The 23988-nt window shown below is 46.0% G+C and carries 22 protein-coding genes; 16 read left to right on the top strand and 6 right to left on the bottom strand.

Features of this window, described 5'->3' with window-relative positions; genetic code table 11:
* Positions 1 to 226: 226 nt before the first annotated feature.
* Entirely contained in the window at positions 227 to 847 is a 621-nt protein-coding gene (locus HGP28_RS06935) for a CoA pyrophosphatase (protein WP_168835787.1), read from the bottom strand.
* 259 nt (positions 848 to 1106) lie between these two features.
* Between HGP28_RS06935 and HGP28_RS06930 the strand changes: the two genes are divergently transcribed.
* Positions 1107 to 1646: a heme NO-binding domain-containing protein gene (locus HGP28_RS06930; protein ID WP_168835720.1), complete on the top strand. Its 540-nt coding sequence runs from the start codon at positions 1107 to 1109 to the stop codon at positions 1644 to 1646.
* Between the two features lie 41 nt (positions 1647 to 1687).
* Positions 1688 to 3400: an ATP-binding protein gene (locus tag HGP28_RS06925; protein WP_168835786.1), complete on the top strand. Its 1713-nt coding sequence runs from the start codon at positions 1688 to 1690 to the stop codon at positions 3398 to 3400.
* Between the two features lie 124 nt (positions 3401 to 3524).
* Here HGP28_RS06925 and pabB read toward each other — a convergent pair whose 3' ends face one another.
* Positions 3525 to 4934 (bottom strand): aminodeoxychorismate synthase component I, encoded by a 1410-nt coding sequence (pabB, locus tag HGP28_RS06920; protein WP_168835719.1) that lies wholly within the window; start codon positions 4932 to 4934, stop codon positions 3525 to 3527.
* A 229-nt stretch (positions 4935 to 5163) separates the two neighbouring features.
* Here pabB and HGP28_RS06915 point away from each other — a divergent pair, with 229 nt between their 5' ends.
* The 7 genes from HGP28_RS06915 (at position 5164) to HGP28_RS06885 (ending at position 12516) form a co-directional block, all read left to right on the top strand.
* Complete coding sequence (locus HGP28_RS06915) at positions 5164 to 6684, top strand: fumarate hydratase (RefSeq protein ID WP_168835718.1); 1521 nt, start codon at positions 5164 to 5166, stop codon at positions 6682 to 6684.
* A gap of 170 nt (positions 6685 to 6854) precedes the next feature.
* Positions 6855 to 7298 carry a GNAT family N-acetyltransferase gene (locus HGP28_RS06910; protein ID WP_168835717.1) on the top strand — a complete coding sequence of 148 codons (444 nt, stop codon included), beginning with the start codon at positions 6855 to 6857 and terminating at the stop codon, positions 7296 to 7298.
* Positions 7299 to 7353: 55 nt separating this feature from the next.
* Positions 7354 to 8730: a YcjX family GTP-binding protein gene (locus HGP28_RS06905; protein WP_168835716.1), complete on the top strand. Its 1377-nt coding sequence runs from the start codon at positions 7354 to 7356 to the stop codon at positions 8728 to 8730.
* The gene (locus tag HGP28_RS06900; protein ID WP_168835715.1) at positions 8727 to 9770 is read left to right on the top strand and encodes a YcjF family protein; all 1044 of its coding nucleotides are present in this window, start codon (positions 8727 to 8729) and stop codon (positions 9768 to 9770) included. The genes HGP28_RS06905 and HGP28_RS06900 overlap by 4 nt, the downstream gene beginning before the upstream one ends.
* 99 nt (positions 9771 to 9869) lie before the next feature.
* A complete protein-coding gene (gene tyrR / locus HGP28_RS06895) occupies positions 9870 to 11414 on the top strand; it encodes a transcriptional regulator TyrR (RefSeq protein ID WP_168835714.1) in 1545 nt (514 codons plus the stop codon).
* 5 nt (positions 11415 to 11419) lie between these two features.
* A complete protein-coding gene (gene rimJ / locus HGP28_RS06890; RefSeq protein ID WP_168835713.1) occupies positions 11420 to 11998 on the top strand; it encodes a ribosomal protein S5-alanine N-acetyltransferase in 579 nt (192 codons plus the stop codon).
* Positions 11999 to 12039: 41 nt separating this feature from the next.
* The gene (locus tag HGP28_RS06885) at positions 12040 to 12516 is read left to right on the top strand and encodes a DUF2947 domain-containing protein (protein ID WP_168835712.1); all 477 of its coding nucleotides are present in this window, start codon (positions 12040 to 12042) and stop codon (positions 12514 to 12516) included.
* On the opposite strand, the gene HGP28_RS06880 is transcribed toward HGP28_RS06885, so the two are convergent.
* Positions 12501 to 13340: a patatin-like phospholipase family protein gene (locus HGP28_RS06880; protein ID WP_168835711.1), complete on the bottom strand. Its 840-nt coding sequence runs from the start codon at positions 13338 to 13340 to the stop codon at positions 12501 to 12503. The genes HGP28_RS06885 and HGP28_RS06880 overlap by 16 nt on opposite strands.
* A gap of 392 nt (positions 13341 to 13732) precedes the next feature.
* Between HGP28_RS06880 and HGP28_RS06875 the strand changes: the two genes are divergently transcribed.
* Entirely contained in the window at positions 13733 to 14941 is a 1209-nt protein-coding gene (locus HGP28_RS06875) for an aromatic amino acid transport family protein (protein ID WP_168835710.1), read from the top strand.
* Between the two features lie 45 nt (positions 14942 to 14986).
* Here HGP28_RS06875 and HGP28_RS06870 read toward each other — a convergent pair whose 3' ends face one another.
* Both HGP28_RS06870 and HGP28_RS06865 read right to left on the bottom strand, forming a co-directional pair.
* Entirely contained in the window at positions 14987 to 15220 is a 234-nt protein-coding gene (locus HGP28_RS06870; protein WP_168835709.1) for a hypothetical protein, read from the bottom strand.
* 26 nt (positions 15221 to 15246) lie between these two features.
* Complete coding sequence (locus HGP28_RS06865) at positions 15247 to 17373, bottom strand: NHL repeat-containing protein (protein WP_246225613.1); 2127 nt, start codon at positions 17371 to 17373, stop codon at positions 15247 to 15249.
* Positions 17374 to 17584: 211 nt separating this feature from the next.
* On the opposite strand from HGP28_RS06865, the gene HGP28_RS06860 reads away from it, so the two are divergent.
* From HGP28_RS06860 to HGP28_RS06835, 6 genes are all read left to right on the top strand, one after another.
* Complete coding sequence (locus HGP28_RS06860; protein ID WP_168835708.1) at positions 17585 to 17809, top strand: hypothetical protein; 225 nt, start codon at positions 17585 to 17587, stop codon at positions 17807 to 17809.
* Positions 17810 to 18367: 558 nt separating this feature from the next.
* Positions 18368 to 19777: an SLC13 family permease gene (locus HGP28_RS06855; protein WP_168835784.1), complete on the top strand. Its 1410-nt coding sequence runs from the start codon at positions 18368 to 18370 to the stop codon at positions 19775 to 19777.
* Between the two features lie 16 nt (positions 19778 to 19793).
* The gene (locus HGP28_RS06850) at positions 19794 to 21137 is read left to right on the top strand and encodes a sensor histidine kinase (protein ID WP_211091911.1); all 1344 of its coding nucleotides are present in this window, start codon (positions 19794 to 19796) and stop codon (positions 21135 to 21137) included.
* Positions 21130 to 21603 (top strand): response regulator, encoded by a 474-nt coding sequence (locus HGP28_RS06845; protein ID WP_168835707.1) that lies wholly within the window; start codon positions 21130 to 21132, stop codon positions 21601 to 21603. The genes HGP28_RS06850 and HGP28_RS06845 overlap by 8 nt, the downstream gene beginning before the upstream one ends.
* Positions 21604 to 21820: 217 nt before the next feature.
* Positions 21821 to 22030 carry a hypothetical protein gene (locus HGP28_RS06840; protein WP_168835706.1) on the top strand — a complete coding sequence of 70 codons (210 nt, stop codon included), beginning with the start codon at positions 21821 to 21823 and terminating at the stop codon, positions 22028 to 22030.
* A 32-nt stretch (positions 22031 to 22062) separates the two neighbouring features.
* Complete coding sequence (locus HGP28_RS06835) at positions 22063 to 22449, top strand: nuclear transport factor 2 family protein (protein ID WP_168835705.1); 387 nt, start codon at positions 22063 to 22065, stop codon at positions 22447 to 22449.
* A gap of 176 nt (positions 22450 to 22625) precedes the next feature.
* On the opposite strand, the gene HGP28_RS06830 is transcribed toward HGP28_RS06835, so the two are convergent.
* Complete coding sequence (locus HGP28_RS06830) at positions 22626 to 23621, bottom strand: ABC transporter substrate-binding protein (RefSeq protein ID WP_168835704.1); 996 nt, start codon at positions 23619 to 23621, stop codon at positions 22626 to 22628.
* Positions 23622 to 23988: the final 367 nt, after the last annotated feature.

Raw genomic sequence — 23988 nt, 5'->3', positions numbered from 1 at the left:
TAATCTTTTTAGGTGGCGAGTGTCGGGTAATCGTTTGCGTCCAAATGGCTGGAATGGTGCTTTTTGCTGTCTTTCATTCAAAAAAATGAATCGACGTGGTTTTTTAATAGAATTTGACCATAGCGACACGCGTCGAAGAACGCGCTTTATACCCTTTACACTTGAAGTTGCCGGGGGGGCTAGCTCTCACAAACCTCATCACATAGTTCGTCTATGCTCAGAGGCTTTAAGTGAAACGGGTATCGGAATATAGAGAAATGAGCTGACGCTGCAGCGCATCAATGATTTGAGCTGTAACGCCCCAAATGAAATGATGCTGATAGTTGAGCGCGAAAATGCGATGTTGATGACCACGAATGGTAAACGTAGAAGTATGAAGATTTGTTCGGCTAAGCAGCCAAGTTGCAGGTACTTCAAAAGCGTTATCCACTTCGTTGGCGTCAATGTTCAGTTGGTAACGAGGTGAAAACTGGGCCAAAAATGGGGTCACTTGAAAGCCGCTGATAGTGGGCAAAGGGGGCAATTGGCCAAAGATCTCAATACTACTACGCTCGATACCAAGCTCTTCTTCGGTTTCTCTCAATGCGGTTTCATTCAGCCGTTGGTCGCTCGATTCAAACTTTCCACCGGGGAAACTCACTTGTCCTGGATGGTGGCGCAAATGTTTCGCTCGAGTTGTTAGGAGGACGTGTAAGCCATTTTCACGCTCCACAAAACCGATTAATACAGCCGCTTTGCGCAGTGTTGTTGGATTAATGTGCTGAGTTCGAGCAATGGCCTCTGCGTGATAGTCCATTGGTAATTGCAATGAAAAATGCTGCTTTAGCATTTGTGCGGTTAAAATCATCATCAATAATCCTGTGTTATATATACCCAAACATCTTGGAATTGCAGGTAGGCGGCAAACGAACAAAGCCTCTGAGCACTTCGTGAACATAGATAGACTATGTGATGAGGTTTGTGAGAGCCAGCCAACAACCCTGCAGCTTCAAGTGGAAAGGGTATAGCCGACCTATTTCAAGTAGTAAGGGTATAGTGATTTGAATTATCTTAACTTATCACCCATTCTTATGAGACGAAAAAAACAAATCATCTGAGAGGGTGTAATGAAAGGAATCATTTTCACAGAATTTCTTGATTTGGTTGAAGAAAAATTTGGTCTCGAAACGTTGGATCGAGTATTAGATTTGGCTGAGGACGAGGGCATCTATACCTCTGTTGGCAGTTATGATCATCAAAAGCTGGTTAAGCTGATTGTTCAACTTAGCCGAGAAACCAATATTTCACCCGAAGTGTTGCAAGAGGTGTTTGGCGAATGTGCTTTCATTAAACTCTATGAAACCTTACCTCAAAAAGAGAGTTTGCAGCAGTGCGGCACAACGTTAGAGTTTATTCGTCACGTTGAGCACTACATTCATGTTGAAGTGAAAAAACTCTACCCCGACGCCAATCCCCCCAAATTTGAGTTTATTGACGAAACCGAATCTCACCTCATTTTTGACTATTGCAGTGTCCGCTGCATGAGCCACGTCTGCTTTGGCCTTATCAAAGGGTGCGCCAATCATTACGATGAGACGGTCAATGTCGAAATGACACCGAATCAAGATGACGCATCCCGAGTTCGATTTGCTGTATCGATTATGTAGTCACTTACCGTGGTTTTTCGCTCGAAGGGGGATTAATGACGATGGCTGGCAGTAATCCGCTGGAGCGAAAGTTACGTCGAGAAATGGCTGCCCGTAAAGAAGCAGAGAAATTACTCGAGCAGAAAAGCCTTGAGCTTTATGAAGCCAATCAACATCTGCACAGCGCGCTTAAGCATCTTGAAGTTAAATCTGAAGCCGACTTGGCCAAATTTGAATTTGAAGAATATGTCGATACGGTGTTGATTGAGTTCGGCCGTACTTTTTTATCAACATCGCTGTCCGATATCTTGATCTCTCGCTTTCTGGAAAAACTGTTAGGCTCAAGTGTGGTGGCAGAAGTTGCACTTTCATTTGATAGCGACGCATTTGACACTGATAAAGTCCCCAATATTCGTCGTCGACAATTTGGTAGTGCATCTTTGCTAAATATGATTTCTCAAACGCTTCATCCTGTTTGGCATAACCACATTTTAACCCTACCAATTTTGCTCGAAAATGAGTGGATTGGCGGCTGGGCGTTTGCGATTCAGCCAAATGAAATTGACCAAAATTTTATCGCCAATCAAATGTCTTTGATGGTTGATCTTGTCAACAGTGCGCTAACACGCCAGCGCTTGAGTGAGCGACAAATTGAGTTGCGCAAGCGAGCTGAAGAGTCGGAGCGTTCAACGCGTGAATTCGTCGCCATGATCAATCACGAATTGCGGACGCCATTAAATGGTGTCCTAGGCAGCGCAGAATTGCTCGATAAGACTGCATTAACCAGCGAGCAGCACGACTATTTAAGTAATTTGCGTCATGGTGGTGAGCTACTTCGAGTAATCATTAATGACTTGCTTGATTACAGCAAAATGAATGCGGGCTTGATGGAGATTGTGCCTAAAACGTTTTCCTGGGTCACACTGGAAAGTGCGATGAGAGGGATTTTTACCGCGAAAGCGCAAGATAAAGGCCTTCACTATCGTATCGAACGGCAAGGCGAGATCCCTAAACTTTTATGGGCTGATGTTGAACGAATCAAGCAGATCTTAGTGAACTTGCTTGGTAATGCGTTTAAGTTTACGCACCAAGGTGAGGTGAGCCTTACCAGCCAGTGGCACAACGATCGTTTGACTTTAACCGTGCAAGACAGTGGCATTGGCATTCCACAACAAGCAATGGCCACACTCTTTGAGCCCTTTATTCAAGTTGATCGCACCACAACACGAAGCTATGAAGGGTCAGGGCTCGGGCTCGCAATATGCCATAATTTGGTTGAGTTGATGGATGGTCGGATTGAATGCCACAGTCAAATTGACGTTGGCACCAAATTTATTGTGCAAATTCCGGCCCCTTGCTCTGACAAGCAAACACAGACACATCAACTTAAATCACAGGAAGCCAAAGCAAGTCAAAGCGTATTGAAGCTTTTGGTAGTCGACGATATTCGAATGAATCAAATCATAGTGTCACAAATGTTGAAAAAAATGGGCATTGCTCATGACATTTGTTCCAACGGTTTGGAGGCGATTGCCGCTGTCAATGAAGGGCAATACGATTTGATTTTTATGGACTGCCGCATGCCAATGATGGATGGGTATACGGCGACGGAATCACTACGACAAGACGGGTTTCAACCGCCTATCGTTGCGCTCACTGCGGGAACGACCCTCGAAGAGCGCGAACGCTGTCTAGAGTGCGGGATGAATGACATTCTCACCAAGCCATACACTGCGCAAGATATTGAACTGATGCTAGGAAAATGGCTCTATTGAAGTGCCAAGCTTCTCGTGACAAAGATAGGGCTGGCACTCACAAACGTAGGTCATTTAAGTATATATATCCAAGTGGCTGCGATATGCTGGATTCTGATGCTACTTGGGCATAACCATTGACGAACTAACCAAGCCTCTCAAGCACGGGAAGTATCTTAGACAATTTGTCGTGTGTTTCTTGATACTCTGCATCGCAGTCGCTGTCTGCCACAATCGCGCCTCCGGCCCAAACGTAAAGTCGCCCTTGCTCTGCCACTAAGGTGCGGATGGTGATGCTCGTATCCATTTTACCGTGGCGGCTCAAATAACCAATGCTGCCACAGTAAGCAGATCGTCGTTGTGGCTCCAATTCTTCGATGATTTCCATCGCCCGTACTTTGGGCGCGCCTGTGATGGAGCCGCCGGGAAAGGCCGCTCGCAATAAATCAATCGGTTGATATTGCTCGTCTAGCGAAGCGCGAATCGTGCTAACCAAATGATGAACGGCAGGAAAACTCTCTATCTCAAACAGTTTTGGCACATGGACTGAGCCGGGTGTGGCAACGCGACCAATATCGTTGCGCAGCAAATCAACGATCATCAAATTTTCCGATTGATCTTTTTCTGAGTGTGCAAGCTCGGTGGCGTAACGTTTATCGGTTGCGGCATCTTGACTGCGAGGTCGAGTCCCTTTAATAGGTTTAGTCTCTATAACGCCGTGTTGAAATTGAATAAATCGCTCAGGGGAGACACTCAAGATAGCACTCTCTTCAGTGCGTAAAAAAGCCGAAAATGGCGCTTGGTTATGAGCTTCAAGCGCTTGATAGGCGAGCCACTCATCACCATTGTACGCAGCGCAAAAGCGTTGTGCTAAGTTGATTTGATAACAGTCACCACTGAGTAAATAGTGCTGGATTTGTTCAAATTTGTGCTGATATTGCTCACGTGACATATTGGCAAGCCATTTTTGTTTCGGCTCACCTAGCAAGTGAAACGGAACGGACAAGGGCGCTTTTTGCGCGTTGAGCCATTGCCATGCTTGCTCAATATTGTGGCCGACAATCCACGCTTTTTGCTCAAGGTGATCGGCAACGATTGCCCACTCATAAAGTCCGACTGCCATATCGGCGGTACGAAGATCGTGCTCTGCCCATTGTGGTAGGCGTTCAATTTGTCTGCCCAGATCATAACTAAAGAGCCCCAGCGCGCCGCCAATGAAAGGCAAAAGCTGTAACTCCCCTAAAGTCTCTTTTTCGATGTCATTCAATGCCGGTAACAACTTTGTTTGTAGCGAATGAATCACTTGAAAGGGGTCATCTTGACTGATAAAGCGCGCCGCGCCATCCCAAACATGACTTTGATTATCGCGCGTTTCAATGGTGGCAATCGGGTTAGCGACCAAAATATCAAAGCGGCTATCGATATGGGTGTCAGAGGCTGAACGTAACAGACTGGCCCAGGGCAAATGCTGCACGTGAGCAAACAGGGTTAAGGTAAGTTTTTGCGAGTAGTCTAGGGCTTTAAAAGAAAATGCGGCGCGGGAAAAAGTGTTCATTTTTAGTAATTTGTGACCAAGGGTTCAAACGCTACATGGCGTCATCGAAGAAGCAAGGGTATCATAATTGAATTAAACGCGCTGAATTTCATCGACAGAGCTGTGCTTTTGGTGCGGCAATACCCAAATAGCGTCAAGTGGAATGAGTATACCAAGAATCTTGAGGTGAGTTGGGTCTGTTGCAATTCGGCTCGCGTTTCACGGAAGCAAAACAATAACGAGGCAAGCAATGACGATAATTCGAACCCAAGATGTGATCAGCAGCGTCGCTGACGCGTTGCAATATATCTCTTACTACCATCCTCTTGATTTCATTCAGGCGCTTGAAAAAGCGTATCACCGTGAAGAGAGTCAAGCGGCGAAAGACGCCATTGCTCAAATTCTGATTAATTCACGTATGGCGGCAGAAGGGCACCGACCCATTTGTCAAGACACAGGTATTGTGACTTGCTTCGTTAATATTGGTATGGCGGTACAGTGGGACGACACGTCGATGACGGTACAGCAAATGGTTGATGAAGGCGTGCGTCAAGCATACACCAATCCAGACAATCCACTTCGAGCATCGGTATTGATGGATCCTGCGGGTAAGCGCATTAACACCAAAGATAACACACCCGCTGTTGTGCATATCAACATGGTGCCGGGCGACAAGGTTGAGATCCAAATCGCAGCGAAAGGTGGTGGCTCAGAAAACAAAACCAAAATGGTGATGTTAAATCCATCGGACGATATTGCGGAATGGGTAGAGAAAACCGTACCGCTTATGGGCGCAGGATGGTGTCCACCTGGAATGTTGGGTATTGGGATTGGTGGAACCGCTGAAAAAGCCGCCGTGCTTGCGAAAGAGTCGCTAATGGAGCATATCGACATTCAAGAGCTGATTGATCGCGGTCCCGAAAATGCGGAAGAGGCGCTGCGTCTTGATATCTTTAATCGCGTTAACCGACTTGGCATTGGTGCGCAAGGGTTGGGCGGCATGACAACCGTGGTGGATGTCAAAATCAAAACGGCCCCCACCCATGCAGCGTCTAAACCTGTGTGTATGATCCCCAATTGTGCCGCGACCCGTCATGTCCACTTTACCCTAGACGGTTCGGGACCTGCGGAGTTAACCCCACCTAAATTGGAAGATTGGCCAAATATTACATGGGAAGCGGGCGAAAATACTCGTCGTGTTAATCTTGATACCATCACCAAAGAAGAAGTGGAGCAGTGGCGTACTGGTGAGACCGTGCTTCTAACGGGCAAGATCCTAACTGGCCGCGACGCTGCGCATAAGCGTATTCAGACCATGCTGCAAAATGGCGAAGGTTTACCAGAAGGCGTCGATTTAACGGGCAAATTTATTTACTACGTTGGTCCGGTTGATGCTGTGGGTGACGAAGTGGTTGGGCCTGCGGGACCGACGACGTCAACACGAATGGATAAATTCACCGATATGATGCTAGAGCAAACCGGCATTATGGGCATGATTGGCAAGGCGGAACGTGGGCCGGCAACCGTTGAGTCAATTAAGAACCACAAATCAGTGTATCTGATGGCTGTAGGTGGTGCGGCATATCTTGTTGCAAAAGCAATTAAGAAAGCCCGTGTCGTAGCATTTGAAGACTTAGGAATGGAAGCCATTTATGAGTTTGACGTCGAAGACATGCCAGTGACGGTTGCGGTAGATTCACTTGGGGCGAACGCGCATCAAATTGGCCCAGATACCTGGAAAGTAAAAATTCAGGAAATGGAACAGGCGTAAGTTATTACGCAATGCGTCACATAATCGAGAAAAGCGCACCGAAAACGGTGCGTTTTTTTGTTTCAAATCAATGGAAATGGAATCAATAATCGCAGTCTTAAATATGACCCAATAAGCATAAGCACTTTCTTTTATAATTTTTTCATCAAAATTGATAGAAGAGGTGGTTTATGCAGGAACTCACTCACCAAGTGGAAGTCGGCGAAATTGCGTGGCAGCATACATTAGCACTGCGCCATCAAGTGTTAGAACCAGAACAGAATGAAACGGATTGCCATATCGATGGTGATGAGAATTCGGTGCATTTTGGCGCGTTTTTAGACGATAGGCTTATTGGTATTGCTTCGGTGTTTGTTGAAGATGACCAGGCGCGTTTGCGTTATATGGCAACCCATCCTGACTTTCAATCGCGCGGCGTTGCAAAAGCGCTGTTTAATTATGTTGCGACGGAACTTAAATTTAAAGCCGTGACGTTACTGTGGTGTGACTCTCAAAAGACAAACAGCAGGTTTTATCGTCAACTTGGGTTTCGCAAATTAGGCGAATCCTTCTTAAAAAACAATGTTGCTTACTATAAGTTGTGCATGATTTTAGGCAAATCGATCCTGCGCTAGTCACAAGCACCGCAATCCGCTACATTGAGACCATAAAAATTGACAGAGATTGCGAATGAAAAATATCGCTCAAGATGTACAAGATTTTCTCCATCGCAGTCGCGACTCGCATGTGCGAATTGCGGTAACCGGATTATCCAGAGCCGGAAAAACAGCGTTTATTACGTCATTGGTCAATCAACTGCTCTACAGCGCCACCCACGATAATCTTCCGCTGTTATCGGTGGCGCGTGAACGCAGAATGATTGGTGCCAAGCGCGAGCCGCAAACGAACTTAATGGTACCTCGCTTTGGCTATGATGAGGCGATGAGCCAACTGTTATCTACGCCCCCTCAATGGCCTGAGCCAACACGTGATGTGAGTGAAATCCGTCTTGCACTCAAATATAAGCCACAAAAAACCAGTAAGAAGCTGTTAGGAAAAACGGCAACGCTCCATCTGGATCTGATTGATTATCCGGGTGAGTGGTTATTAGACTTGCCGCTGTTAGAAATGGACTTTGCCACTTGGTCATCTGCGCAGTGGACATTATTAACCGGCAAACGCGCGGAGTTGTCACAGCCGTTTCAAGATGCAGTCGCAAAGCTTGATTTAGACGCCGAGGTTGATGAAGCTGCGTTAGAGCGTATTGCTCAATGCTTCACCGATTATCTATTGGCGTGTAAAACGGCAGGGCTCCATTGGGTGCAGCCTGGACGGTTTGTCTTGCCGGGTGAGTTGGCTGGAGCGCCAGTCCTGCAATTCTTCCCTGTTACTTTTGACTCTGAGCGTAAAGTAATCAAAAACAGTAATTTGGCCGTCCTTATTGCTCGTTATAAGCAGTATCAAGATAAGGTTGTTAAAGCGTTTTATAAGCATCACTTTGCCACATTTGACCGACAAATTGTGCTCGTTGATTGCTTACAGCCACTTAATATCGGTGCTGACGCGTTTTTTGATATGCGGTCTGCGATTGAACAACTCATGCGCAGTTTTCGCTATGGTCGTAGCGGCCTTCTTAGCCGCTTGTTCGCGCCCAAAATTGACAAAGTCCTGTTCGCCGCGACCAAAGCCGACCATGTCACGCCCGATCAACATGGAAACTTAGTGTCACTGTTACAGCAGATGGTGCATCCAGCATGGCAGACGGCGGCGTTTGATAATATTGAAATGAACTGCATGTCGATGGCGTCAGTGACGGCAACGCAGTCCGGCTTTATTGCGACAAAAGCGGGTCAGCAAGCAGCAATTCAAGGCACCACGCTCACAGGTGAGCCGTTGACATTATTTCCTGGCGAAGTGCCCAAGCGCTTGCCTGAACCCTCATATTGGCAGCAACACGGCTTTGAGTTTGTCTCTTTTCAGCCATTGGCGGTAGAAGATACCACCCCGTTAAATCATATTCGGGTTGATAAAGCGCTTGAGTATTTAATTGGAGATAAATTGGCATGAGTGAATTTAAACCAAAGCAAGTGTTTCGCGATCCGCTCGTTGATGAGTCCAAAGTCGGCACGCAAGATTTACTCAACGAGGCGCAACAGTTTTCAAACCAAGAAAAATTTGTCCCTAAGCCATTACCAGAGCCTGAGCAAGAGAGTCAAAGTGACGAGTTAGAGCTTGCGCATATTATTCGTCCGGCGAAAACACGACGCTACTGGGGCGGGGGATTGTTGGTCGGTTTTACCGCTTTAGTTGGGTGGCAAACTCTCGATACCGCATGGCAAGCGCTGCAAAATGGGGATTGGTTACAAATAGGCTGGGTTGGTTTTTCTGCCACCCTTGCAGGCTTAGGGATCGCAGCGCTTGGACGTGAGTTGTGGAAACTGAGGGCGTTACGCGGCCGATTAGATATGCAAACGCAAGCTCAAGCTGTTATTGAGAGTGACTCTGTTGGCAAGGGGCGTGAATTTTGTGCGCATCTGGCGAAACAAAGCCATATCCATGAGAACAACACGGGGCTGAAACGCTGGGCACAGGCGTTGAATGACGCGCACAGTGATGCGGAAGTGTTGGAAATGTATGACGCTATGGTGGTAGCGCAGCAAGATAAATTGGCAACGAAAATCGTCACCAAACACGCGACGGAGTCTGCCGCACTGATTGCCGTCAGCCCGCTGGCAGCTGCGGATATGTTGTTGGTTGCGTCGCGCAATTTGCAGATGATTAACTCGATTGCCACCGTTTATGGTATGGAGCTTGGCTATTGGTCGCGGCTACGACTTTTTAAATTGGTGTTGATTAATATGGCGGCTGCGGGGGCAAGTGAAGTGGCGATAGACGCAAGTGTTGATCTCATGTCAGTCGACTTGGCTGGGCGCATGTCGGCGCGAGTAGGGCAAGGAATTGGGGTTGGCCTGCTCACCGCCCGGTTAGGCATTAAGGCCATATCACTTTTACGCCCGTTACCTTGGCAAGAAGGAAAGGCCATCAAATTAAGCAGTATTCGCAAGGTACTGCTTAATAAAGTTCTTTCATTAACGGCGAAACAATAGTCAGACACGCTCTGTTGAACGGGCTTTTCTTGACGATTGGACCACCTTGAGTGAAACTACTGTCAACTTTTCGTGACAGTAAACCGACAGGGACTCTCCGTGCGACTTGAAGTGTTTTGCGAAGACCGCCTAGGTCTTACTCGTGAGTTACTAGATATTTTAGCGTCTAGAAATATTGACTTACGTGGTATAGAAATCGACGTTATTGGGATTATCTATCTCAACTGCCCCGACATTGACTTTGACACCTTTCGGGAACTCATGGCGGAAATTCGTCGTATTCCGGGTGTCAAAGACGTGCGTAAAATTCAGTTTATGCCTATCGAGCGCCATAACACGGAGCTCGTCTCTTTAGTCAATCAACTTTCTGATCCCGTGCTATCCATCGACACCAAAGGCGCGATTGATATGGCCAATTTTGCCGCTCAATCGCTGTTTGCAAAAACAGAAAGTGAACTGCTGGGCATGCCTATCAGTGCCTTAATGCCGGCAGTGAAATTTTCGGCATGGAGTAATGGCGAAACATTGCGCCAACATGAACAGGTGGTGATTGATGGCCTTGACTATCAAGTCGAGTGGACGCCGGTTTATATTCAAGATGACGCAAAAGAGTCGACGCTTGCCAGCACGGTGGTAACGATAAAAAGCACCCAAACTCACCCTAGCTTTCAACCATTACCTGAGATGAACGAGTTGGGTTTTGAGCACTTTGTTGGGCTCTCTAATCGCCATAAAGCGCTTATGACTCAAGCAAAAAAATTGGCGGTGCTTGATAAGCCTTTGCTGATTGAAGGCGAAACGGGCACCGGTAAAGAGATGTTGGCGCGAGCCTGTCACCAGCGCTCTCACCGAGCAGAAAAGCCCTTTTTGGTATTGAGCTGCGCTTCAATGCCGGATGATGTGGCCGAAACCGAGCTGTTTGGTCATGCACCGGGCAGTTTTAATCATCAGCAAGGTTCCAAAGGTATTTTTGAACAAGCCAACGGCGGCACCGTGTTTCTTGACGAAATCGGTGAGATGAGCGCGCATTTGCAAGTAAAACTGTTGCGATTGCTACAAGATGGTCAATTTCGTCGTGTGGGCGAAGAGCATGAAGTGCAAGTGGATGTGCGTATTATCGCCTCTACGCGCCACAGTCTGGCTCAGTTGGCTGAGGTGGGCAGTTTTCGCGAAGATCTGTTCTATCGGCTTAATGTCTTAACCTTGCTCATACCGCCGCTACGACAACGACCTAATGACATCGGCCCGTTGTTGGATCTGTTTGTGACCAAGCATTGCCAACAACTTGGCATGCGCAAACCGCATCTCGAAACGAATTTGATTGAAGCCCTGGGTGGCTATCACTGGCCTGGCAATATGCGCCAATTGGATAACATGGTATTAAGAGCGCTAACAGAGCTCGATGGTGACACGCTCACGATTGCGGCGTTCCATTTAAATCAGTTGCAGGCAGGAAAAGAGCAAAATGCGACCGTGAACCTCGATGGGACATTGGATGAAATTATGAAATCATACGAAGCTATGGTGCTCGAGCGGCTGTTTCAATCGTTTCCATCAAGTCGAAAACTTGCGAAGCGATTGGATGTTTCTCACACATCGATTGCCAACAAGCTGCGTGAATATGATATTCGTAAAAACGATTAGTTAAGATGACATTTTATAGCGGTATTTATTTAGAGCGAGAGCAGGTGGTGGTTCGCGCCGCAGAGCCTGATGACGCAACGCTCATCAGTACTTATTTCAGCGACAATCGTGAGTACCTCAAACCATGGGAGCCAACTCGAGAAGCTGATTTTTTTACGCCGTTTGGCTGGCAAAAAAAATTGGTTAAATTACACGAATTGCACAAGCTGGGTCTTGGGTACTATTTGCTGATTATTGATGCGCGCGACCAATCGATGCTCGGCACCATTTCATTCAGCAATTTAACCCGTTATCCGTTATATGCGTGTACTGTGGGTTACTCTTTAGCACAAACAGCGCAAGGGCGTGGCATTATGCGCCAAGCCCTCCTTATGGCATGCCAATATATGTTTGAGGTGCAAAATATGCATCGTATTCAAGCTGCGTATATGCCAAAGAATGCGCGTAGCGAAAATGTGCTTAAAGCATTAGGCTTTGTTCAAGAGGGGTTGGCGAAAGACTATTTATTGATTGATGGTCATTGGCAAGATCATGTTTTGGTCTCGCTAGTGAACTCAAACTGGAAAATGAACCAAACGTTATAACGTGCTTCGTCAGCTTACGAAAACTATAGTAAGGAATTTGAATGTCGTACCTCACTTTGGATGAATACCAAAGAAAATGGATTTTTACTCATGCGTCGATGCCACTATCTGAAGAAGATAGAGCGCAGATAAAACCGATGGCACCGGCGCGTGCGGCGCAATTTTGGAAAGATAATATCAGCGCACAAAGCCCTGATGCAGAGCGGTTGAGCAGCCAAGATTGGCCGATGAAAGCGAGCAATTGGCTTGAAGTAGTCAATTGGATGAAGGCTTGGGAGTCGGACGACAGTGAACTTCCCGCTGAAATTTCAGCGCACATTGACTGGCAAGATGATGTAACAGTCTATTTTTGCTACGAAAAATACAACATTCTCGAAACCAAATGGGGTATTTTCCGCAAGCACTGGAAGAATTTTTTATTCTATGATGATGGCCCATTTTTACTGGCACGTCGCCGTCGTCAAGCCTTGTGGTTTGATAGCAAAGGCAACGTCAAGCTTGGTCAGCGCTCAGAATAAGTCATGTGGTCGAGGTGAGTTGCCCCTGCATCTCGGCCAATCTGATATCCATGCTGTAAGCGCTCTGGATTCATCGTTAACCTTCTGACATGAAAGCCCACTGGTGGCGCGATGACCCGCATCGTAGTGTCGGCAGGGGGCTGGTTAATAAAGGCGATAGCGTCGTTGTAGCGCTTGGCTCGAGAACGCATTGCTTGTGCGACGCGTGGTTGTCTTGCTAGCAATGTATTGGTTAGCCAGTGATGACGATATTCTGGCATTTGATAATTGAGCGGGTGAGAAAGCACCACGGTAATGTCTCGTGCACCACGCCGATATGCCTCTTTCACTGGAATTGAATCTGCAACACCACCATCAGTGTAACTGCCCCCAGAAAACGTTGGTGTATGGCGATAAGCAATCGGTAGCGCGCATGACGCTTCAAGCACGTTGGCTAAATTTTGCTCATTAACTTGGTAGTAATCGGCATCCCCGGTATCAATGTTTGTCGTGACCGCAAGCATCGGGATTGAATTGAATAGATGAGTTGTATCAAGGGGGTAACGTTGTTGCGCTTCAGTGATCAACCATTTCACATCAATCAAATCCCCGCCACGTAAAAAGCGTTGTGGGCTATAGAAACGCTTGTCAGTGGCCAATTCTAAAATCACCTTGTAGCTACGCTCTGCTTGCCGTGCAAGATACCCCACTAAATTAGGCGCGCCGGCGGAGACGCCTATCGCGAGATCATAGGGGTAATAGTTTGCGTTAATAAACGCATCAAGAACGCCGCTTGCAAACACGCCACGCATTGCACCACCTTCCACTACTAGCGCTGATCTCATCCAAACATACTCCTTTTGATTTTTTTTAAGCTTAGTGATGTGAAAGTCGCTAAGCCTGAAGGAATGAGCGGATTATTAAAGGAGAGACATTCCTCTGACTGGCGTATACCTGTCCCACTTGAAGCTCCACGTTTGCCGCCTACCTGCAACTCCAAGGTGTTTGACTATATGTCTACGATAACTGACAGTGTTACGGGCAGTACGATTGTGTACATTAATTTTTACGGGTGGATATTTATTCTTACAATGGACTTGTGTTTAGACATAAAATAAGCAAAAATTCGTCAATCTAAGCGGTTTACGTTTAGCAGTCGCGTAATTGCGCACGAATTGTCCTGATAATCATATCGTGATATTGACGTATCTTGTTTTCAGTAAAGAATTATATACATATGAGCCAATCTAAACTTTTGGGTAGCACCTTAATTATTGCGGGCACCACCATAGGTGCAGGTATGCTTGCGTTGCCATTGGCATCGGCGGGCATCGGTTTTTCCGTTTCACTCATGATGATGGTAATCCTCTGGGCAGTGATGGCGTTTACCGCGCTTCTGATGGTTGAACTGCACCAGTACGCGGCGAGTGACGCCACGCTTCATACGCTTAGCGAGCAGATTTTGGGAACAAAAGGGCGTTGGATTGCCAGTTTCGCTATGTGTTTTCTGTTCTATGCATTGTGTGCTGCGTACATTGCCGGTGGTGGCGCGCAATTTGCGGTACGACTTGAGCAGTGGTTTGATTGGCAGTTAACGCCTCAAGCTGCCAACACTCTCTTTACGTTGATTGTTGCAACCGTCGTTGCAGTTGGCACGGCAACCGTTGATAAAGTGAATCGCGTCCTGTTTACGTTAAAACTATTGGCAATGGCGTTGGTGCTGTTTTTTCTTGCGCCAAATGTTACAGGGCAGTATTTGCTTAATATGCCACTTGGACAAGGTCTGGTCGTGGCCGCTTTGCCGGTGATTTTCACCTCGTTTGGTTTTCATGGCAGCATTCCTGCTATTGTGCGTTACCTTGAAGGCGATACTCCCGCGCTAAAGAAAGCTGTTGTAATAGGCTCAGCGATTCCACTTGTCATTTATCTATTTTGGCAAATAGTGACCTTGGGCGTTGTCAGTCAACAAACGTTGATCACACAAACGGGACTAGGAGCACTCATCGCTCAGCTTGGCGTCGCAACACAGACAAATGGACTCGCACAGTTAGTTGGTATCTTTGCCGATCTCGCATTAATTACGTCATTTCTAGGCGTGAGCCTGGGTTTGTTTGAATTTGTTGGTGATTCTGCAAAACAAACTCGTGTTCTAAATCGCGTTCCGGTCGTTACGTTTATCACCTTTGTTCCACCATTACTGTTTGCGTTGTATTTTCCTCAAGGTTTTATCCTTGCATTGGGTTACGCTGCAATAGCATTAGCCATTTTGGCCATTTTTTTACCTGTTGCGATGGTGATTCGAGTACGACGTGATGATGAGCGAGTCGATGAGCGCTATCGAGTTGCTGGTGGTCATGCGTCACTAGTGATTGTATCCATGATGGGCATGGCGATTGTTGTTACTCAACTGATGATTTCAGGTGGCTTACTGCCAGCGCTAGGTTAGTATCGCTCGACCTTTCACCAAAGTGAAAGGTCGTTACGTTTCGTACTATAAGCTGTGCGGTGTTTTGATGGCTTTACTTTGACAAAACTCTTGATGAGTAAGGTGAAGCGCTTTGAGATGCTCACGCTTATTGGCGTGATCCTGACTGTCAAAACAACGCTTTGCGACAGTTTCAAATTGGCTCAACATTGCCTCACTGGCTTGTTGGGCTTTTTTGCAAATATCGCAACCCGATTGCTGATGTCGTTTTTGCCGTGCTTGCTGCAAAATATGACTCATTGTTCCTCCTAATTAATGACGCTCTCTTATGCAAAATTGTCACTACTGCTGACGATAGTTTGGCTCGTTGGCGTCGGTGAAAATTGATATACATTAATTCGATTTAAAGTGCAGTCAGGAAGATAGATAACACCATCTTTAACATGCATTAAGTAGGGCATCCACAATTGGCCTTTGCGACTGTCTGCACCAAAACCAGAAAAGCTTTCTACAAAATTGCCATCGGGAGTAAATACTTTGATAGCGCGATTGACTAAGTCTGAAATAAAGAGAAAGCCGTTATCGTATTCAATGCTGGTCGGTAATAAAAAATTACTGTTTTTAGTCCCATAGCCATATTGACCGAATCGACCTATCCAGCGATCTTGCGCATCATAAATTTCAATACGATCATTTTTTTGGTCGGCAATGAATCGTCGGCCTAGCGCATCGATAGCAATATCTGTTGGTGTAAAAAATGCGCCGTCACCTTCGCCTTTGTGACCAAACGTACTGATAAATTTTGCCTGCCCTAGTGGCGTAATTCGCCAACGAGAGATGCGATTATTTCCTGAATCCGCAAGTAAAATATCGTTACTTAACGGGTCAATAGCTAACCCTTGAGGCTGATGAAATTGCTTTGCTTTCTTACCAAGTCCACCGAATGCGGTGTAAGGGATAAGCTCTTTTATATAGGGATCATATTGAAACAAGGTGACGATCCCCGTAAGAAAATTGCTCACTATTAGCATGGGTGTCGCCGGGTCAAGCTGACCCGGAAGTGGTGAACTCGGATGATAAAGCGTTACACCTAATGAGCCGGGCAAAAGAGGTAAACTTGCGGGTTGTGCCGACTGGGCTCCTGGGTGTTCACTGGCTTGCAACTGAAAATTACCCGAGTCGACAATCCAAAGCAGCTCATTAGGCTGATTAATACCGCCGCCAAAAACAATACGTAACCAGGTCGATTGCCAGCGTTGCAGCCACTCGAGTTGGGTTGTCATGGTTAAGCTGACCCAAGAATTATCTATTGGGTTAACCGCATTGAGCCAATTTTCTTGCCAACGCGTCTGTTGCTCCAGCCAATTATTAATAGGATGCAAAGCAGGGCGAGTCCATTGATGTAACGTATTAACTTCTCGACTCCAATTGCCCGTGGTGGCAGTAACGAAATGAAATTGACCCGGTTGATTGCGACCTTCACCAACTTGAGAAATCAGTGTGCTTGTGGTGTTTTGTCCATCGCGAACGGATGTAACATCCAATTCGTGCCATTGGAGTGAGGCTAAAAATGGTTCGGTAATCAACAATTGATTGGAACCATGTTTTGCGCTGATTTGTACCGGCGAAAAAAAGCCAATCATTGCCCCCTGATAATGACCGTCCAAGTCGTAAATCGTAATCGCGTTTTCTGCGCCTCCGGGGATCAATATTCTTTCATTAATCACAGAAACACCGCGAGCAAGTTCCAGTTGCTCTATCGTGGCGCTTCCATCGGCAAAAGGAACACCTTGACCATGCCAATCGCAGCGAACAATGTTTGCAAACCCTGTGTTCGCAATATACAGGTGGCCGTTATTGTCTTGACTCATACCTTGAGGCCACAGAAAATGATGAGTTTGGTCACCATCGACAACATGATGGATTTCGCGAAGAAAATCCCCTGTTTCGCTAAAAATGACTAGGCGGCTTGCACCACCATCACCTTCATAAAACTCATCAGCAACACACAGTTCGCCAGAAAAAAAGGCTAGCCCGTTTGGACCTTTTAACGACACCGGAGACTCATGACCAAACTGCGCAATTGAACGTATGTTCAGAGCAGCGTCGTACTCAAGAATATGAACACGAGTATTGGCGATGTCACTCACATATATCCAAGGTTTTTCTGGGTGGGACAATAAACGAAACGGCATGTTGAATTGTTGGGGGCCATCGCCAACTTCACCAAAGCGCGCTAGTAAAGAGGTCATTGTTGGATCAAAAACCAGCACTCGATTGTTTGCAGTATCTGCCAGCCAAACACGACCTTGATCATCAGTGGTATTGCCGACGGGCGTATTTAACGAAAGCTGGGTTTGACTTGAGCACGGTAGGGGGGGGAGTGAATTCGGCTCATCGCCAATATAAGTTTGGAACGTAATTGTCATCATGTTGCCTTTGGATTGCATCATTGCAAAAATTCTAGCGCTTGCAGTCGTGAGCTGCGTCCCAGCAGAATGTAATACACTTAGATACAGTGATTAATGTGATATGGATTCACTCTCTAGATCGTCGCATGGAGGCCATACTCATCATGATATTCTGTATGAAAAAACAGTACTTTCTTGACCTTGTAGAGGTTTAGGTATACTGTGGTTATGTACAGTTATGAGGAGGTGTCTTATGTTATGGGAAACACTTGAACGAGTGAACCGCCTAAGAGAGCAAGCCATGGCGGATCCAAATTTTGTTAAGGCAGCAAAAGCGCATGAAAAAGCAATTGCCAAGCAAGATAATGTCGTACAGCCTAACATTCGTCGCCGCAAGGCGAAAAACAAACCAAGAAAACTTGCCGATATTTACGAGCAAACCGAGTTTACGCATATTGGCGATCATACTCAGCACTAATGGTTAGTGCCGTCGCGGCATGTGTCAACGTGATGCAAACTGCCTTAATATTGCGTTGATGTGTCACCAACTTGCCGCGACAGATACGCTATATACCCAAGTGACCTCAAGTGTAAAACAGATAGAATCACTTCGTTTTCAATCAGTTGTTTTCAAATAACACGCTTTTCATTGATCTAACGCTAAGCAGCGAGAGAGTGAAAATGGCATGATTTTCACTCACCTCGTTGCGAGTTTAAACTCTCGAATAACGATTTGACGTTGCTTTTAAGTTGGAATTAATGCCGTTTTCGGACAAATAACAATAGCATTAGAACCATCTCAAGGCGCGTTGAGGCGTGAAGTCGAATTTAACTAAACACCCAGTTTAAGATGGTAATTTGTACTACCTAAAGTCTTTCGAGTCGATAGGGTATCTATGACAACTTATGTTTCACTCTTTGAAAGAGTGCGCATTCGATGTCTGTTAGAAAAGTACATGGCCCAGCATAACTGAGTAGACGCAGCGAACCTATGATGATGAAAACGGACTGCCATCTCAAACAGAGACAACTGATTATGCGCGCTTACCTAAAATACTTTCTTCCGATTGTGATCCCGTTAATTGTATTGTTAATGCCGTTGTCGGCTTTTCCTTTTGAAGGGATCACCATAATGCAGCAGCGGGTGATCGCTATTTTTCTTCTGGCCGCACTGTGCTGGGTCTTTGAGCCTATCCCTATTTATGCAACCTCAGTCGTTATTATTGTTCTCGAATTATTGATGCTGTCTGATAAAGGCATATTTTTATTTCGTTTAGAGCAGGGCGAAGCTCACTTTGGTACCTTGCTTAAGTACAACGAGATAATGGCAACATTTGCGAGCCCAATTATCATGCTATTTCTTGGTGGCTTCTTTTTAGCGATGGCGGCGACCAAGTATCGTCTCGATGTTAACCTGGCCCGGGTGTTATTAAAGCCATTTGGCCAAGATCCAGCTTATGTCATGCTCGGTTTAATGATGATAACCGGCATTTTTTCTATGTTTATGTCGAATACTGCGACGACTGCGATGATGTTGTCGATCTTAACGCCAGTCATTGCAGTATTTGGGCCTAAGGATCCTGGCCGAATCGCGTTTGCTTTGTGTATTCCTGTTGCTGCCAATATCGGTGGAATTGGAACGCCGATTGGGACGCCACCTAATGCGATCGCATTGAAATATTTGGTTGGAGACAACTTAATCACCTTTGGTGAGTGGATGGCGTTTGGCGTACCGTTTGTTGTGGTAATGATGGCGTTCTCATGGTTCGTGATTAATCGTCTTTATCGCGCAGAAACGAGAAAAATTGAACTGCAAATCAACAGTAAGTTCCTTAAAACGCCAAAAGCGATGATAGTGTACATTACCTTCGGGATTACCATCTTGCTCTGGTTAATGGGCTCATCTCACGGTATGAACTCTTACACCGTTGCCTTAATTCCTGTTGCGATTTTTTCTATCACCGGAATCATCAACAAAGAAGATCTTAAGAAAATTTCTTGGGATGTTCTGTGGTTGGTATCCGGGGGTATCGCACTCGGTTTGGCGTTGGATAAGACGGGCTTAGCTAAGTTGGTTGTCCATAGTATTCCATTTGATGCGTTTTCACCTTATGTGGTGCTTGCTGGTGCTGCCATGCTTTGTCTTTTAATGGCAAACTTTATGTCACACACAGCAACGGCTAACTTACTTATGCCCATTATGGCGGCACTAGGCTCTTCAATGGCATCGCTGGCACCACTTGGCGGTGAATTGACCTTGATTCTCGTGGTGACCTTTGCAGCTTCGTTGGGTATGTCATTGCCAATTAGTACACCACCGAATGCGCTCGCTCACGCAACGGGTCATGTTCAAAGTAACCAAATGGCTCGTGTGGGGGTGATTATTGGGTTAGTCGGTGTGGCCGCGAGTTTTGTTCTCGTTTGGCTATTGAACCTTGTGGGTTAAGACGCGAGAACACTGAATGATTCAAACAATCAATGATGGTGAGCTTGATCGGTTACTTGCGTGCTACTTTAACCATCGCGAGCGCCGAATGTCGTTATCGGCAGGGGCGGTCGTGATTGAGCAATCGGGCTACAACGAACGCTTGTATTATGTTCTTTCGGGAGAACTTGCTGGCTTTTATGCGCAAGAAAATGAACCTGCCATTCAAGTTTTTACCGCCAATGAAGGTGCATTTATTGGTGTGCACAGTTTTTTCTCGGGTACGTGGACGGCGTCGTCAACGGTGATCGCACAAACAGATGTCGAACTTGCTTGGATAGATAGACAAACACCTGCCATTGATACGTCGAGTTTTGGACCACTTACAGCGCAATTTATGCCAGTCATGGTAAATGAATTGTCACGTCGCCAGCGTCGCGCGACCCAAGAAGCGATAGCGAAAGAAAAAGTATTGCAAAAATTACACACCGCAGAGCAGATGACCACGTTAGGACAGCTTGCTGCGGGCATCGCACATGAGCTCAATAATGCGATTGGTGTTGTAAGCAGTAAATCGGAACGGTTAGAGTCGGCCTTTATGGCATTGCTTGAAGAGATACACCCTGAAGCGAGTCAATTTTTTGATTATGGGCTTATTGATGGGCAAAAAGTTTCTTCCAGTGAAGCGCGCCAGCGAGGACGGCATTTTGAACGTCGCTATCAATTGCCACGTGATTTGGCGCGAAAATTGGCGCGCGCGGTGCCGAGTGATACGTTAAATGAACATTGGCTAAAGCGGCCCGAAGAAGCACTACAATATTGGGAAATAGGGCGTGATTTGCACGATTTACGCCTCGCCTCAAAACATACTGTCGGTATTGTTAAGTCGGTCAAACAGCTTGGTCGGACGGATATTGATGTTGAAGAGAGCATGAGCGTGAATGACTCAATTAATCGTGCGCTCGCGCTACTTCAGAGTGACCTTCGACGCGTTACAGTTAACTTTGATCAAGCTGAACTCCCTTTGTTTGTCGGCTCACAAACGGAGATGGTGCAGGTATGGGTCAATATTTTGAAGAACGCTTGTGATGCATTAGCGATGACTGAGCCTGCCAGTATCGATATTCATACTCGTTATAGTAAAAGCCGCATTTTAGTCACCATTGCCAATAACGGCCCAGAGATCGACGAGACAACTCGTCGTAAAATTTTTCAGCCAAACTTTACCACCAAAAAAGGGGGGCTTTCGTTTGGATTGGGGCTTGGGCTTTCGATTGTTAAACGCATTGTTTCCGGTTACGGCGGTTCCATTGCAGTAAAAAGCGATAGTGATAACACCATTTTTAGGATCAAATTGCCAGTAGAGGTAGAACATGGATAAGCTTTACGTCATTTGCGTAGATGATCAACGAGAGGTCCTTAGCGCTGTTTTTCAAGATTTGGCGCCACTTGAAACTTGGCTCAACATTGAAGAGTGTGAATCTGCCAGTGAAGCACTTGAATTGATGGATGAGTTAGACGCAGAAGGTCAAATGATTGCTCTGATCATTTCTGATCATGTGATGCCAGGAAAAACAGGTGTCGAGCTGCTTACTGAAATTTCAAAAGACGCACGCTTTGTTCACACGCGAAAAGTATTACTGACAGGACAGGCAACCCATGCCGATACGATCAATGCGATTAATTCAGCAGGTATCGACCGCTATTTTGAAAAGCCTTGGCAAGCAGACCAGCTAGTCGAGTGTGCGAAGACATTGGTGACACACTATCTTTTTGATGCTGGCCTAGATTATAGCCAATATCATGAACATCTTGACCAAGACGTTGTATTGGCTCGGCTGCGTTAAGCCACGCAAACGAATTTAGCTATCTTTGCGCTTTTCTTCGTGCCTTTTGACTGTCATTTTCGCATCTTAGTGCGAGTCTCATAAATAAGGCGCTGCATTTGCAGTGCCGGCTCTCCAATTGACTAATTTAAAGTTAGTGCCCATCGCCACGGTAGCACGCTAATGCGTGCGTGTTGTGATGGGGATTCTAACTGATTTAATGTTTGAGGAGCAGACCATGACCGATTACTATTTTAATCACCTGAACTCGTTGGATAACACAGGTGACGTGTCACTATTAGTCAAAGGCAATAAAGCTGGTGAGGCACCAGAGCAAGAGGAGAGTGTCAGCCCAGCAGAGCATGCGGCACGAATGATGGAAACACTGGAACGAGTCCGTCGTTCTGCGGTATCAGCAGCCCAGCGCCAAGGTGGTTTTCGTCGCTAACCCTGCGTCATTGATTGTTGTACGAGGTGGTCATGAATCAATCAGAATTACAACGTAACAAACAGAGTGCAATCGGACTTTATAGCTTAGCGTTTGCTGGTAAACCACGGCAGGGAGCGGAACAATTTCTTGGGCTTGACTACAAGCAACACAATCCTCTTGTTGGCGATGGCATTGAGGCGTTTGTGGAATACTTTGAGCGAATGGAACGCGAGTATCCTGACAAGTCGATTACGTTTTTGCGCGCAATTGCTGAAGACGATTTGGTTGCGCTGCATACTCACCAAGTTTGGCCCGGTGGGGATGAATACGTCACGATGGATTTCTTTCGTTTCGATGACCACGGTCGAATCGTTGAACATTGGGATTCCATTCAGCAAATTCCTGAAGAGTCAGTAAACGGCAATACGATGTATTAGGTGCTGTTGGCCAAACCAAAAGTAAGCTTTCTTTGTTTCACTAGCCAGTGGAGAGGTTCAAGAGCTAAATATAGACTGTCAATTTTTGTTGTACTCTCGAACCTTTTCATAGTATCTATGTTGGCTTATTAGTGATGTTTAAGCCATCGAAACATCACACGATTTGATAATCACGATTAGAGTGCGTTGGTCACTTTGATTGCTGCTCTTTTGGGTATCCAACTTCGCCATAGTTCAGGGTATTGCTCAAAAAAGTAATACATAGCTTCCTCTGCATCGGCTTGGTTTTCTTCCATCCACGCTAAAAGTTCACTCATTTGTTGATTACTAAAACTTCGTTTACCAAAGTAGTCAAATGCAATTGGGTTACTCTGAGCGAAATTCTCTGTCGTAATGGTATGAACAGGGGCTGCGGGATACATTGTCACCTTAGGCGTGTCGCAATCGAGTTGTGTGGTGCAATTGCGAAACTCTTCTACATCAGTGCCACTACCAAAATCGACCTTGACCATATTAAATTTGCCCAACACAGGTGTTGGTGACCAATAATAGCCAAACCACGGTTGTTGGCGATCATATGCTTTGGCAATACTGCCTGCCAATGCAGCCCCTGAGCCCGGATCAATCATTTCAAATCCCTCTTGCGCAAGTTCTAAAGCGTCAAATAGGTGACTTGCAGTAATTTGACAGGTCCAGCCAGCAGGGCAGGCATAAAAAGCGAATTTTTCGTCATCTTCGGGATGAGAAAATAGCTCGGCACGTTGTTTGATACCCTCTATGGTTCTAAGTTCAGGATACTCCGCGACTAAGTAATCTGGAACCCAGAATCCCTCTTCACCGCCATCGCTCAAAGAACTACCAGCTATTCGCAGTCGCTTTTCAGCAATGCCTTGATCAAGTGCCGCTTTTATGCCATTTGTCCAAAGTTCTGGAGCAACATCTGGCTCGCCTTTTTCAATCATGGACGTCCCTGTTGGCACGCTGTCTCCTGGAATAAGTTCAGCGTCACAACCAAAGCCATTGTTGAGAATGAATTGGTCGATGTGAGCCATTAAGCTGGCCGAGTTCCAGTTCATATCAGCGATGGTGATCGTGCCACAGGTTTGTGCATACAGAGGTGAGGAGGCTGATATGAATATGGCGAAAGTGAGTACGTGAGACTTTTGTTTCATTAGAGAGACATTCCTTTTCAGCGCTGACGAATTTGGGATGATTCTGATATATCTTGTGCAGGTATGAGCAAGATCTAATCACAATTTAATCCATTTAAAAGCGGAATATGTCTAAAAAGGTGATCGTTAACAAACTATTTCATCTCATGATTGTGTTGTTGGGTTTTTATTGGTTTTTGGTATCTATAAGGTTGGGTTTAATAGGTTGTGTTCAAAGTAGGTGTTTGCTTCTTTGTCGTATCTTAACCACCTTGAAAGTGTGGACAACCATAGATAAATGAACACGAAAACTTGACGGAAGTCGCTTAATCGCGCACTTTTTTATTTGAGTTTATAAGAACGAGCACCCTAATTTTAAGCTTCAAAT

Source organism: Vibrio agarilyticus (genome assembly GCF_012641465.1).
Taxonomy (GTDB): Bacteria; Pseudomonadota; Gammaproteobacteria; order Enterobacterales; family Vibrionaceae; genus Vibrio; species Vibrio agarilyticus.
Note: the sequence above shows the minus strand (reverse complement) of the source record. Positions and strands in the feature narration are given on the sequence as shown.